Origin of the sequence: Coleofasciculus sp. LEGE 07092, from assembly GCF_015207375.1 — a bacterium.
GTDB lineage: Bacteria > Cyanobacteriota > Cyanobacteriia > Cyanobacteriales > Coleofasciculaceae > LEGE-07092.
Genome location: NZ_JADEWY010000067.1, coordinates 22,512 through 35,345, shown reverse-complemented (window position 1 = coordinate 35,345; position 12,834 = coordinate 22,512). Strand labels below are relative to the sequence as shown.

The following is a 12,834-nucleotide window of genomic DNA, read 5'->3' as shown; positions in this document are numbered from 1 at the left end:
AGATAAGATACGGTGTCTTTATTTTAGGTTAAGGAAACTTAAAGGATTTATGGCTAAAAAGTCGATGATTGAGCGCGAAAAAAAGCGCCAAAAGCTTGTAGATAAGTACGCAGCGAAGCGAGAGGATCTCAAGGAGCAGTTTCAACGTGCCACCTCTCCAGCACAAAAAGTAGAGATTCACCGACAGTTGCAACAGTTGCCGCGCAACAGTGCGCCAAGCCGCCTGCGGAACCGCTGTGCGGTAACAGGGCGTCCCCGTGGCTACTATCGGGATTTTGGTTTATCTCGCCACGTGCTGCGAGAATGGGCACACAAAGGACTCCTGCCAGGAGTAGTGAAATCTAGCTGGTAGTCCTTTGTCCTTGGTTAAAAACTAATGACCAATGACTAATTACCACAGCAACGGTCAATGCCTAGGCTATCTAGCAGCAAATCGCTGACGGCATTGGCAATTGCAAATTCACTGTAAAAACTCTCTCGAAAGTCAAACGCCTGCATTTCGGTAACAATTGCAATCACCAGCGCTCCCACATCATTTTCGCCTTCCATGCGTTGACGAACAAAGATTTGGGAGGCTCGGTCTGCAATTTTTTGATTAGCGGGTTCTGGCAGAAATTCTTGATCGAGCCACTGGACGAGTGCTTGTCGTAACCATTTACCTTCCTGCTGGGGATTTTCGGCAGGGGGTAGAGTGATAGGTGGAATGGGTTCAGCCATAAATCAGTTGAGGTAACAGCTATTCTGGGAAACAGGAGTCAGAGGGTTGCCAGCGATCGCTTATAGCTGCCTGTCGTCAACTTACTGACAGTATCGTTATCGTTAAGGCACACGCCAAATTTTCACTGTCTTATCAGAACTACAGCTAACAACAGTCTTTCCATCTCGACTAATCGCTAGAGCAATTACTGAGCTAGAATGCCCCGTCAAGGTGCGAATTTCTTTTCCGGTTTTGAGGTTCCAAACTTTGATTGTCTGGTCAGAACTACCACTAAATAGGGTTTGTCCATCGGGACTCAGTATGACTGACAAAACCGAATCAGAATGTCCGGTCAACGAGCGAATTTCTGCTCCCGTTTTCAAATTCCACACTTTGATCGTATCGTCATAACCGCCGCTGACTAGGGTTTGTCCGTCCGAATTAATAGCCACCGATAACACAGAATTCAGATGTCCCATCAAGGTGCGGATTTCTTTTCCAGTTTTGAGATTCCACACTTTGATCGTATCGTCAGAACTGCCACTGACCAAACTTTGTCCGTCTGGACTGATGGCAACGGACAGCACAGCATCTGAGTGACCAACGAGGGTACGAATTTCATACCCCGTTCTCAAATCCCACACTTTAATCGTGCAGTCAGAACTGCCGCTCGCTAGGGTCTTACGGTCTGGGCTAATGGCTACCGACAAAACCGAGTCCAAATGTTCGTCAGTGGTGAGAATTTCTGCTCCCGAATTCAAATTCCACAATTTGATTGTACTGTCAGAACTGCCACTGACTAGGGTCTGCCCATCTGGACTAATCGCCACTGATAAAACTGAACCCGAATGTCCTTTGATCGTGCGAATATTCTCTGCCGTTGTTAAATTCCACACAGCGATTGCCTTATCGTAGCCGCCGCTGACTAATCGCTCTCCATCTGGACTAATCGCCACTGACAAAACGGAATCAGAAAAATCATTCAGGCTAGATTGATACTCGATTAATTCATAATTCAATACAGCTACATCCAATGGCAGCGACGGCTGTGTTGGCTGGGAGGGAATGGATATTCCGGGCTGCAAGGGTGGCTCGAGTGGAGGTAGCAGTGCTTGTAATGCCGCTTGAATTTGCTGCCGTTCGATCTGGGCTTCCTTAAGCTGCCCTTCGATCTGAGTAAATTTCTCAGTGAGGGGAGATAGGGCGTTCCCCATAACTGGCTGGGATGACAGTTTTGCCCACATCTGTCTCGCCCAAGTCAATTGCGCCTCTTCCCGTTCCCAAAACTCAGAGGGCAAGGACTGCACCAGCGATGCCGAATAGGGTGTTACGTTCCAGCCACAGACGGAACAGCACTTCACCTGACCTTCGGTGTATTCTGTGTTACAAACGGGGCATTGAGACATGATCTGTCCTCAGAGTTTGATGACTATTGATTGAAGGTTAAACTCAACAGCAGACGCGAGGGCGTAAAATGGAAGTAACCAGGGATTACCGTTCAAGTCAGGCGATAAAGTTTACCAAAACTTTAATTTTGGCAAAACACCTAGTAGTAATCAACGATTCAAGCCTTACCCTCCCGTCAAATAGCTAGAGCTTCCACCAGGGTTGGTCAAGAAAGTCAAGCGATATCAGGGGGTAGGTTGCTAGGATATGACCTAGGTGCTGACCGAGTTTGTTTCAGTTGGGTTTGAATTAAGCGTTGCAGATCTTCTCGACATACTTCCGTTCCGGCTGTTAGATTATCGGGTGTATCAAAGAACACTGTGCTTGCGACAGTATCGATCGCCAACATCTGGAACAAAATGTGGGTGACAGGCACTGAAACAGCGATAATTTGAGGGTCCCAGTTAGATTGAAAGTCGGCAGCATCCTTAAGGGTAGGAAAAGCATAGATGACATTTTTCTCAACTTCGGGCTGAGCACGGTTACTCAGGGTCGTTACCACCCACCCTTGGTCAAGGGTTTGCAGAATATGATAGTCCGAATGTTGTAACTGGCTAGCAACCAGTGTGAGGACTGGTGCGATCGCCTCAACCATTTGCGGCGTCGTCCCATCGGCGGGTGCATTGTCAATCAGAACTTGAATTTGTTGGGCTAAATCCATAGGGAATTATTCAACAGAGCAACTGTAGCTGCTATGTATGAGTCTAAACCCAGATTAAGTCTGTTGTTGCGCGTGTGTGTTAGGGTCTTTGTTAGCGAATGAAAATCATGAGGGAAGTCTGCCAGGGCGTGGAGGCAATTTTTCAACTGCTATTTGAGGAACTCCGGCAGTCTACGACGGCATCCGAGCGCAACTGCCGTGAGGTAGCAGGGCGTTTAGCCAACGAGGTGACGCGGATTTGCAATGAGAGCAATCGGATCAAAAGCTCTGGCGATGTTGAAAGCTGGGCAAAAACCCTAGCCAACCATCGCCTTAAGCAAGTCTTGCATTACTATCAACTGGGTTCTCACCGAGGACGGATCGAACTTCAGAGTACTCTGAGCGCGATCGTTTACCGCTACATCACGCCGTCTCAGATGCCTGCTAGCTATCAAGCACGAGTCACCCTGATCGAAGATTTCCTACAGGGGTTTTATGTCGAAGCGTTGAACGCATTTCGACGGGAAAACTCAATTGATGGGAATTATCGCCCCCACTCGCTCTTAGAACTGGCAGAGTATATGGCGTTTACAGAGCGTTATGGCAAGCGGCGCATTCCCCTACCTGGCCGTCGTTCGCAGCAACTCCTCATCCTGAGAGCACAGACATTTTCCCAACAGCAACCGCCAGAAACCTCCGTCGATATGGACACCGCTGCCGAAGGCGGATCCCCCGACTCGGAGAATACCTGGAACGATGCCGCTATTCAGCAGGTACGAGAGGTAATGGTGGCATCTGAACCCGAACCCCTAGAAGCCAACCTGCGGGACAAAGTTGTTGAGGAATTGTTCGCTTACCTCGAAGAACGCCAACAAAAAGATTGTGCGGACTATTTCACCCTCCGCCTACAAGATTTGCCCACCAGCGAAATTGAAGAGCTTTTGAGTCTAACTCCCAGACAGCGGGACTATTTGCAACAACGGTTCAAATACCATTTGATTCGATTTGCTCTGTCACACCGATGGGAACTTGTACATCAGTGGCTGGAGGCAGATTTAGAAAAGAATCTGGGGTTAACGCCCCAAGAGTGGCAACTATTTCAGGAAAAAATTGACTCTCAGCAAGGAGAATTACTAAAACTAAAACAGGAAGGTAGCTCCATCAATGAAATTGCCCAAGCCTTAGGCTGTACGGCTACCCAAGTCGAGAAGCGATGGTTTAAGCTGCTGGAGCTAGCCTGGGATATTCGCAATCGTTCAGTAACCGAATCCGGATCAGGTGCATCTCAAGATGAATAGTGAAGCAAACAATAACCCGGACATTGCCTATAGCCGCTTAATTGCTTGGCTGTTGCAAACGTCCGATCCCGCTGCTGTACCATCGGCGGATGGGCAAGCCCAAAGCCATGTCTTTAACGGTGAACCCGCAGCAGCGGATTTTGAAGTTGATGAATTAGACCCACTGGATTTAGAAGAAATGAACATTGCACCCACCAAAACGAGCAAAGGGTCCCAAGACCTCACACGAGTGGGACCCGAAGACATTCCCATTCATGAGGACATTGAACCGGGTGATGCCACCCACCCCTACAACTTGGGAGAAATGCCAACTGTGCAAAACCGTTTCCAGGCGCTAATCAAGCGCAAACTGCAAGCTCAGATCGAATACCATCCCCCACTTTTCCCTTGGGAGACGGACATCGACGATTATGAATCTGACTTCTCTGACGCGGTAGCAGACAGTTGGGTTCCTCCTGTCCGCTTATGGATGCCACAACTGTCTAACCTAACTCTGCCTGTCTCAATTCCTGAAACTGTTCTAGCAACCTTGCTCAATGCCTGCGCTGGAGTGATGTCGTCTCGGCATCAGCTCGAGCTAAAAATGGTCAAGGCAGTGGAAAACTTGTTTCCAGAGCAATTCCAGTTTCTCAATGATCGCGCTGAGATGGTACGGCTGTCTTTGAGTCCAGGACGCAATTCTGAGGCTGAAGGCAAGAAATCCCCGATTTCACAATTGCCCTCCCCGCCCTACGAGGACGCCACTCACGAGCAAAAGATGATGCTGGCACTCTTGGCTGCCCATGAAATCATCAGCACGCTGACGGTGGAAATTTCACCCATCAAAACTCCTGTGGAACGGCAGTGGCAAACGGCGGCGGGTACTGTCACCGTGAAGGCAGACTACCAGATGCAAGAAGGCGTTCCTAAACTGCGCGTTGTCGCTCGTTTGCCTCGGGGGGGAAGTTTAACCCTGCGTACCTCTCAGGCATCAGCGGTATCCCAGCGCACCTATCCGGGCTACCTGAGTGTCGAATCCTTCGACCTGCAACCGAACCAGACTTATCCGCTAGAAATTCAGTTCCACGACTCGGAACAAACCCCCTTAGTTTTTGCAATCTACCCCACCATGTAGCGGCTGAGTGCTAGTTGTTAGCCAAGGGAGTTTCTCTCACTCCCAACCCCAGATTGGGGAATTATTGAACTCGTGAATTAAGCTATTAAGCTAACAACATAATCGCCCTCGGACGCTAAACGTGAATTCTTATGTCTAATACCTCAGGGATAGGGCAGTTAAGGCTTCTACCAGGTTTTAACCAGTTGTGGCAGCGTCTTCAGACAATGCCACCTCCTCATCAGATTGAAAACTCCCTTGGACTGCGAGTGCTGGTGCAGGCACTGGTGATTGTCGGAATTATCGCCACAGATATTGCTGCCGAAACTCAGATGAGCCTTTGGGCTATACCGCTGAGTCTTATTGGCGCAACCTGGAGTTGGTATCGCCGCCGCCACCGTAACATTGCCGTCAAATTCTTTCTGGCAATTGGTATGTTGCTGGCAATGGGCGCATTTTTCAACAATTTATTGGCTCAACTCAACGATACCCGTTTGGCTCTAGCGGAGTTGTTAATTCAGGTGCAAGTCCTCCACAGTTTTGACTTGCCCCGCCGCAAAGATCTAGGCTATTCGATGGTCATTGGGCTGATTTTGTTGGGCGTTGCTGGTACGCTGAGTCAGACTCTAGCCTTCGCCCCCTTGTTATTGATATTCTTAGCGATCGCTCTACCTGTTCTCATCCTCGACTACCAGTCACGGCTGGGTCTATCTCCTCAACCAAAGCGCCAGACGTCTCGTAAAACCACAAAGCGCTCCTCCCCCCTTTCCCTGGGACGGTTGAGTTTATTCTTAGTCATCGTTTTAGGGCTAGGACTGGCTATTTTTGCCCTCATGCCCAGGTTCCCTGGCTATCAGCTTCAAACCTTTCCAGTCAGTTCTCCTATCGATTTGAGCGAACGGGATTTTGAGGGGAACAATCGTGGTATTGTCAACCCTGGTGTGGGTGAGGAGCGGGGTGATGGTACAGGGGGCACTGGACAATCTCCCAGCAGCGGTCCTGGTGAGATGGATGATCAGTTTTACTATGGTTTTGGCACTCAAATTAACCAGAACCTGCGGGGTACTCTTAAACCTAAGATTGTTTTGCGAGTACGTTCCCAAGCACCAGGATTTTGGCGAGTGCAGGCATTCGACCGTTACACCGGTCAGGGATGGGAGCTTTCACGCGAAGATCGGGTAATGGAAGTGACTCGACCGCCCTGGTCCTATCGATTTTACCTCTACCCCACTAGTTTTAATACTGGTCGCACTAAAGAGGTCATTCAAAGTTACACCGCGGTATCGGAACTGCCGAATATCATTCCAGCATTAGCCTATCCCGAGCAACTGTATTTTCCGACCCGCGAAATTGCAGTGGACACCGAAGGCAGTTTGCGATCGCCTTTAGCCTTGCTGGAGGGACTCACCTATACCGTTGTTTCCGAGGTTCCGGTGCGCGATCGCACCCTGCTGCAACAGGCAGGGGATGACTACTCCGACACAATTGAAAAATACTATCTCGATATTCCCCCCGAAATAGCTGATCGCGTCAGAAAAAAAACCGAACAACTCTTAGCCACCTCGCCCAAACCCCTAAACTCACCCTACGAAACAGCGCTGTACTTAGCTCAAGAACTCAAGCGGCGCTACCGGATTCCTGAAAATCCCTTTGATCTACCCTATTTAGAGGAAGGCGAAGACTTAGTAGATGCGTTTCTCTTCAAACATGAGGGGGGTTATCCCGACCACTTTTCCACAGCTTTGACGATGATGCTGCGTTCCATCGGCATTCCGGCACGATTAGTAGTTGGGTTTGGCGCGGGTGAGTTTAATCCTTTCACAGGGTTGTATGTCGTCCGAAATACTGATGCCTACGCCATGACGGAGGTGTATTTCCCAAACTACGGCTGGTTTACCTTTGACCCGATTCCCGGTCACGAACTGCTTCCCCCCAGTGTAGAGGACACAGAAACGTTTGGTCTTTTGCGCCAGTTTTGGAAGTGGATAGCGGGTTGGTTGCCCTCTCCAGTTACCAATTTTCTGGGTAAGTTATGGGCTGTAATTATTGGTTCGCTAGTGCGATCGCTTGTGCGGCTGTGGGCAATTTTTTCGAGTAGCTGGGTTGGTTTGTTTGCTGGGTTGATTTTATCGATCGCGGTTGGTTTCTTAGGCTGGTTGGGTTGGGTTCAGTTACAATACTGGCGCTATCGTTGGTGGCTGTCTAAATTACCACCAATGGAAAGCCTCTATCAGCAAATGCTAAAGGTTCTAGGAAACCAAGGGTATGTCAAGCATCCAGCACAGACGCCGTGGGAATATGCCAGGAGTATGCGCCAGTACCATGCCCCAGCTTCGGCTGAGGTGATTGACGAAATTTCTCAGGCTTACGTTCGCTGGCGTTATGGTGCTCAAACCGCTAATATCCAGTACCTGCGACAGCAATTGCGCAACTGGATAAAAAGTACTCAGCGGCTCAAAAATAGAGGCATGATAAGTGATTAAGCTTTCCTTGGCTCAAGCCTGACTTTCCTGCTGGCGCACAATTTCTCTAGCCCTTTGGAGTTCGTTTTGATTTCCCTTAACGACAACCAGATACTTTAGGCGCGGATCATCCCTTCAACTGCCTGAAAACTAGGTATGATTTGTCCTTGAGCATCATTATTTGGAAGTGTTGGGAGAAGCGCTATTGGATTTTTCTGAAGTGGCGGATTTAGTGGCTTGGTTAGAGCAGCACCAGCAAGAGAAATAAGGCAAGGTTTCTATTTCCAAGCAACGGTAATTAGTAAGAAATAAATTGGAATAATTATTTGAATACCTTTGAGTTTGTACAGGCTATGCAATGGCTAGGCGATCACACGGTTTTGGCAATTCCGACGGTTGTAGGTGAGGAGGGAAAGAGTTCTGTTTCTGAAATTGTAATTGTCCTAATAGTTCTGCTTTTAGTCGCTACAGGGGTTGCCCTGCTATCGCGACGATTGCGCATTCCCTACATTGCGGGTTTGGTATTGGCAGGACTAGCAATTACTGATACTGAACTCTTGCCCGGTCGCATCGATCTGGACTCTTCCCTAATTTTCAATCTCTTTTTACCGATTCTGCTGTTTGAAGCGGCAATCAATACCGATGTCAGTCGCCTGCGAAGTACGATTAAACCGATTGCCCTGCTTGCAGGTCCGGGGGTAGTGCTTTGTGCTGGTATCACCTCAGTTTTACTGAAAGTGGAGTTGGGTTTGGAGTGGATACCTGCTTTACTGGTGGGTGTAATTTTGTCAATCACGGATACAGCCTTGGTGATTGCAGTATTTAAGGAAGTATCGGTTCCGCACCGACTCATCACCCTGGTTGAAGGGGAAAGCCTGCTCATTGATGATGTCGCTCTAGTCTTATTTAGCCTAATTTTGACCGTCTACTCAACCGGTTCGCTATCGGTTCTCGATGTAATCCGGGAATTTTTGTTCGTTATCCTGGGCGGAGTTTTAGTCGGGTTAGCGTTGGGTTATCTCAGTGTTGGCTTGTTTCGTCAAACCGATGACGCCCTAGGAGGTATTCTCCTGACTGTTGCCGTTGCCTTGGGTGCCTTTCAAGTCGGTCAGTTTTTGGAGGTGTCGGGTGTGGTTGCTGTGGTTGCTGCTGGACTGATTGTCGGTAACTTAGGGCTTGCCAAAAGTACCTCCGCCTCGACTCAAGTCACCTTGTCTAGCTTCTGGGAATTTGCCGCCTTTGGGGTCAATACTTTTATTTTTTTACTCATCGGCTTAGAGATTAATCTCATTACTCTTTGGGAGACGTTGCCCTCTATATTTTTAGCGCTGATTGCTTATCAAGCAGGACGTGCCTTCACGGTTTATCCCCTCTTGGCGTTAGTGGGTTTTGTGGATCGACCTATCCCCGTGCGCTGGCGGCATGTTCTATTTGTGGGCAATATCAAAGGTTCACTTTCAACAGCGCTGGCTTTGAGTTTACCTGCAAGCTTACCCCAGCGAGAGACGCTGATTGCGATCGCTCTCGGCATTGTTGTCGTGTCATTGGTGGGACAGGGACTGAGCCTACCTTGGATTTTAAGGCGTTTACAGCTATCTCATCAGTCAGAATACCGCCAACAGATTGAGGAGTTGCAAGCCCAACTGATGACGGCGAAGGCAGCTCAGGATGAGTTAGATAATCTGTTAAAAACAGGCGTTTTGCCGAAGTCAATCTACGAAGAAATGCGAGCTGCTTATCAGGTCAGAGTAGCAGCAAGCGATCGCACGTTGCGAGAAATCTACAACCAGCGTTCAGAGAATTCACCCCTACTTAGCGTTGGTCGCACTAAACTAGACGCAATTCGCCGACAATTACTGTTAGCAGAAAAAGGAGCACTCAATGAAGCGCTGCGCCGAAATATTCTCTCCGAAGAAATTGTGCAAGAACGTATCCAAAGACTCAATGAGCAACTTCTGAATCTAGAGGACGATTAGAGCAAAGTCCCAAAAAGTCAACCACCTGATGTAACAGTTCAGATTTAGTCACCACCAGCACAGTTGACCCTGTTTCTAGCATGGTATTGGCATTGGGAATGACCAAATCAGCATGAGGATGGGGTTGATAGCCAATAATCAAAGAACCCTCTGGAAAACGGGAGTCTTTAGCGACTAAACCAACGCTACGACCTGCAACATGAGACTCTGGTGGAATGGCAATTTTAAAGACTTCCACCTGACCTTGCTCGTAGTGCATCATAGACTCCACTTGGGGATACTCAATGACAGTGAGCATCGTATTAACGGCTAGGTCAACGGTACTGACGATATGATGAGCTCCAGCAAGACGCAGCGGTCCTTCAAAATCCCGTTGGCGCATCCGACTGACAATGTGGGGTACACCGTAGTGCTTGGCAAGAGTAACCATAGCCAGATTGAGCGCATCATCCCGGAGAACGGCGGCAACGGCATCGGCTTTGCGAATTCCTGCTTCTAGCAGCACTTGAGTACTGACTGCACTGCCATCAAATGCCATCACCCCCACTTGCTCTCGTGCGTATCGGCAGGCAGTCGGGTCAGTATCAATAACAGCGATCGTATGTCCCAATTCTACTAGCTCTCGTGCTAAACTTAGCCCCACTAATCCTGCTCCGCCAATTAATAGATACATATCTGGTTTCGTTCGGTAATAACAGTTGCGAGTATTTCTATTATTGTCATCCAGGGTGCGAATCACACGAAGAACGTCAACCGGAACCTATAGCAGGCATCATTGATTCTCAGTCGGTAAAATTGAAATTCAACTGCTTGAATCGAAGGTGAATAGAATGGCGAAGCTTGTTGCGGTTACAGAAGCCATTAAGAGCCTTGCTGAAGCTGAATCAAGGTTGAACTTGAGCCGAGCTGAGGATGAGACTTTTTTTACAGAGTGGCAAACCCAATTGCTGAGGTTCAGTGATTCTGAACAGACTGCTTTGGATAGGCTACGACGCAGATTGCTTTATCACAGAGCCGATGGAGAATTGCTAGAAGGGGCAGTGACGTTGCTTGTGGCATCGCCTTTGTTAGAACTGGCAGGGTTCTATGATCCACCGTTTAAGATGAAGGCTGAAGCTGCAATCGAGATTGCGATTGATGATGGCGAAGAAACCCTGCGCGGACGAATTGATATCTTGATTTTGCATAATCAGCTTTGGGTAATGGTTTTGGAGTCCAAAAAAACCATGATTTCAACGCGATCAGCATTACCTCAAGCTTTGGCTTACATGATGGCAAATCCAGATGTGGATAAACCGCGATTTGGTATGTTGACGAACGGTGATGATGTGTTGTTTGTGAAACTTTTGGCTCAACCAACGCCCCAATACGGATTATCGCGGGCATTTTCGATTTATACCGTAGCCAGTGAACTGCGATCGGTGTTTCAAGTCCTCAAGCATTTAGGCCAAGGCATTATACATCCACAAAAAGGGTAAAGGAACGTAAAATCAAACCTTTACTCCAATCAGTGTATCTCTGCCACGACTAAAGAAAATTGGCATAAGATAGCATTTTTACCGGATGAGTCGGTTATCCCTGTGAAACAACACTTAGAGGAAATGTTCGGTTTCCGAACATGAGCAGGGATAATCATCAGGATAAAGCCATGATTTCATCAGGGAATCGACAAGTGTCCGAGGCTGCTTCTAATCCGGTGGCAGGTTTGGAGTTAGAGAATCAAAACCAAACGCCATCTGTTCCGGCAGAGGATTTTTTCAAGCAAGGGCTGGATAAGTTTAGTCACGGCGACTATCGCAGTGCAATTGAGGACTTTAACCAAGCATTGCGACTGGCTCCCGATTTTGCCGAAGCTTACAGTTACCGCGCTCGGAGTCGGTATTATAGGGGAGATACCCTCGGAGCTATTCAGGATTACAGTCAAGCTCTGCAACTTAACCCTAACAATGCTGCGGTTTACAGCGATCGCGGTTTGATTCGTTCTCAGTTAAGCGATCGCTGGGGAGCGATGCAGGATTATGATCGCGCCGTGCAGATTGATCCTAACTATGCCAAAGCTTACCTGAATCGCAGTCTGTTGCGGGTGGAATTAGAAGATTATCAAGGAGCGATCGCCGATTGCGATGAAGTTTTAAGAATTAACCCGAATCTGGCGGAAGGGTATCTGAATCGTAGTATTGCTCGGTTTGAGGTAGACGACTATCAAGGGGCGATGGAGGATTGCGATCGCGCCTTGCAGCTTAATCCCAATTTTGCCCCCGCTTATTTTAACCGAGGGATGAATCGAGTGGTGTTGGGAGAGTATGAAGGTGCGATCGCGGATTTCAGCCAAGTACTCCAATTCAATCCCAACGATGCCCAAGCGTATCTTAACCGGGGTTATACCCGAATGCAATTCGGTGAGAATCAAGGAAGCCTTGAGGATTTCGATCGAGCCTTGCGGATTAATCCGGTTGCTGCCAAAGCATTTTTTAGCCAGATTGCGCCTGGGTTGAACGAGGAACAGGAAGCAGATGAGGATGAAGAGCAGCAACTCGTTCAAGGTTTAATTGTACAAGGTAATTTGCGATACGAGTTAGGGGATTATCAAGCTGCCCTTAATGCTTACGATCGGGTATTGAATCTCGATCCCAATAATTCTGAAGCTTATAACCGACGCAGTACTGTCCGTTCGGCTCTAGGGGATTACAAAGGCGCGATGGAGGATTTAGAAAAAGCCTCCATTCTCTCTGTTAATACTCAGGTGCTGTCCAATGAGGTACTTCATGAGGAGAGCGATCAAGGCGACTTTGAGAGTCTGGCATCCCAACTGGGTGCAGTATTCTATGAGCAACCCGCAAAACAAACATCTGTTCCTACAGTTCAGCCAACTGCGAAAGAGTACCATCAGCGGGGTGTAGATAAGCTTGAGAAAGGAGATTTTCAAGGGGCAGTTCAAGACTTTAATGCGGTTTTGAAAATGAATAGTAAGGATGCTACGGCTTTGACTTGTCGGGGTTTTGCTTACTATCGCCTTGGGAATAGTCAAAGAGGGATTATGGATTTGCAAACAGCGGCAAAATTGTTTTATGATCGCGGAGACATGAAGTCTTCTAAGGAAGTAGTGAGTACACTTAAGAAGTTACGGCGGTAGTGAGTTGCTGCTTTTGGGAGTCAACAACATCTGCAAGAGTAAATTAAGTCCCTTACTGATAGCTGAAGTTAAAACTGAGACTTGCACCA

Annotated in this window: 11 protein-coding genes and 1 pseudogene; 8 read left to right on the top strand and 4 right to left on the bottom strand. The window is 48.1% G+C overall.

The genetic code is table 11. From position 1 onward, the window contains the following. Positions 1 to 49: 49 nt before the first annotated feature. A complete protein-coding gene (gene rpsN / locus IQ257_RS16770; protein WP_193872740.1) occupies positions 50 to 352 on the top strand; it encodes a 30S ribosomal protein S14 in 303 nt (100 codons plus the stop codon). A gap of 35 nt (positions 353 to 387) precedes the next feature. On the opposite strand, the gene IQ257_RS16765 is transcribed toward rpsN, so the two are convergent. The 3 genes from IQ257_RS16765 to IQ257_RS16755 all read right to left on the bottom strand — a co-directional run bounded on the left by IQ257_RS16765 (position 388) and on the right by IQ257_RS16755 (position 2,804). Then, a complete protein-coding gene (locus IQ257_RS16765; RefSeq protein ID WP_193872739.1) occupies positions 388 to 717 on the bottom strand; it encodes a hypothetical protein in 330 nt (109 codons plus the stop codon). Between the two features lie 102 nt (positions 718 to 819). Beyond that, positions 820 to 2,103, bottom strand: coding sequence for a WD40 repeat domain-containing protein (locus IQ257_RS16760; protein WP_193872738.1), 1,284 nt, complete (start codon positions 2,101 to 2,103; stop codon positions 820 to 822). 215 nt (positions 2,104 to 2,318) lie between these two features. After that, positions 2,319 to 2,804: a hypothetical protein gene (locus IQ257_RS16755; protein ID WP_193872737.1), complete on the bottom strand. Its 486-nt coding sequence runs from the start codon at positions 2,802 to 2,804 to the stop codon at positions 2,319 to 2,321. Between the two features lie 107 nt (positions 2,805 to 2,911). Here IQ257_RS16755 and hetZ point away from each other — a divergent pair, with 107 nt between their 5' ends. From hetZ to IQ257_RS16730, 5 genes and pseudogenes are all read left to right on the top strand, one after another. Further along, positions 2,912 to 4,081 carry a heterocyst differentiation protein HetZ gene (hetZ, locus tag IQ257_RS16750; protein ID WP_193872745.1) on the top strand — a complete coding sequence of 390 codons (1,170 nt, stop codon included), beginning with the start codon at positions 2,912 to 2,914 and terminating at the stop codon, positions 4,079 to 4,081. Further along, on the top strand, positions 4,074 to 5,195 hold the full coding sequence (locus IQ257_RS16745; RefSeq protein WP_193872736.1) for a hypothetical protein: 1,122 nt from the start codon (positions 4,074 to 4,076) through the stop codon (positions 5,193 to 5,195). The genes hetZ and IQ257_RS16745 overlap by 8 nt, the downstream gene beginning before the upstream one ends. A gap of 131 nt (positions 5,196 to 5,326) precedes the next feature. Continuing rightward, the gene (locus IQ257_RS16740) at positions 5,327 to 7,657 is read left to right on the top strand and encodes a transglutaminase TgpA family protein (protein ID WP_193872735.1); all 2,331 of its coding nucleotides are present in this window, start codon (positions 5,327 to 5,329) and stop codon (positions 7,655 to 7,657) included. Between the two features lie 157 nt (positions 7,658 to 7,814). Beyond that, positions 7,815 to 7,904, top strand: a pseudogene (locus IQ257_RS16735) (DUF4351 domain-containing protein); the annotation flags it as partial. Between the two features lie 85 nt (positions 7,905 to 7,989). Further along, positions 7,990 to 9,612 (top strand): cation:proton antiporter, encoded by a 1,623-nt coding sequence (locus IQ257_RS16730; RefSeq protein ID WP_193872744.1) that lies wholly within the window; start codon positions 7,990 to 7,992, stop codon positions 9,610 to 9,612. On the opposite strand, the gene IQ257_RS16725 is transcribed toward IQ257_RS16730, so the two are convergent. Further along, complete coding sequence (locus tag IQ257_RS16725) at positions 9,578 to 10,285, bottom strand: potassium channel family protein (RefSeq protein WP_193872734.1); 708 nt, start codon at positions 10,283 to 10,285, stop codon at positions 9,578 to 9,580. The genes IQ257_RS16730 and IQ257_RS16725 overlap by 35 nt on opposite strands. 157 nt (positions 10,286 to 10,442) lie before the next feature. Between IQ257_RS16725 and IQ257_RS16720 the strand changes: the two genes are divergently transcribed. Together IQ257_RS16720 and IQ257_RS16715 are read left to right on the top strand one after the other, a co-directional pair. Next, positions 10,443 to 11,090 (top strand): type I restriction enzyme HsdR N-terminal domain-containing protein, encoded by a 648-nt coding sequence (locus IQ257_RS16720; protein WP_193872733.1) that lies wholly within the window; start codon positions 10,443 to 10,445, stop codon positions 11,088 to 11,090. Between the two features lie 170 nt (positions 11,091 to 11,260). Continuing rightward, positions 11,261 to 12,745, top strand: coding sequence for a tetratricopeptide repeat protein (locus IQ257_RS16715; protein WP_193872732.1), 1,485 nt, complete (start codon positions 11,261 to 11,263; stop codon positions 12,743 to 12,745). The last annotated feature ends 89 nt before the right edge of the window (positions 12,746 to 12,834 follow it).

Bases quoted from the DNA above. Each gene is read 5' to 3' on its own strand.
- IQ257_RS16755 (WP_193872737.1), bottom strand. From the start codon at position 2,804: ATGGATTTAGCCCAACAAATTCAAGTTCTGATTGACAATGCACCCGCC.
- IQ257_RS16715 (WP_193872732.1), top strand. From the start codon at position 11,261: ATGATTTCATCAGGGAATCGACAAGTGTCCGAGGCTGCTTCTAATCCG.
- IQ257_RS16760 (WP_193872738.1), bottom strand. From the start codon at position 2,103: ATGTCTCAATGCCCCGTTTGTAACACAGAATACACCGAAGGTCAGGTG.
- rpsN (WP_193872740.1), top strand. From the start codon at position 50: ATGGCTAAAAAGTCGATGATTGAGCGCGAAAAAAAGCGCCAAAAGCTT.
- IQ257_RS16730 (WP_193872744.1), top strand. From the start codon at position 7,990: ATGCAATGGCTAGGCGATCACACGGTTTTGGCAATTCCGACGGTTGTA.
- IQ257_RS16725 (WP_193872734.1), bottom strand. From the start codon at position 10,285: ATGTATCTATTAATTGGCGGAGCAGGATTAGTGGGGCTAAGTTTAGCA.
- IQ257_RS16745 (WP_193872736.1), top strand. From the start codon at position 4,074: ATGAATAGTGAAGCAAACAATAACCCGGACATTGCCTATAGCCGCTTA.
- IQ257_RS16740 (WP_193872735.1), top strand. From the start codon at position 5,327: ATGTCTAATACCTCAGGGATAGGGCAGTTAAGGCTTCTACCAGGTTTT.
- IQ257_RS16765 (WP_193872739.1), bottom strand. From the start codon at position 717: ATGGCTGAACCCATTCCACCTATCACTCTACCCCCTGCCGAAAATCCC.
- IQ257_RS16720 (WP_193872733.1), top strand. From the start codon at position 10,443: ATGGCGAAGCTTGTTGCGGTTACAGAAGCCATTAAGAGCCTTGCTGAA.
- hetZ (WP_193872745.1), top strand. From the start codon at position 2,912: ATGAGGGAAGTCTGCCAGGGCGTGGAGGCAATTTTTCAACTGCTATTT.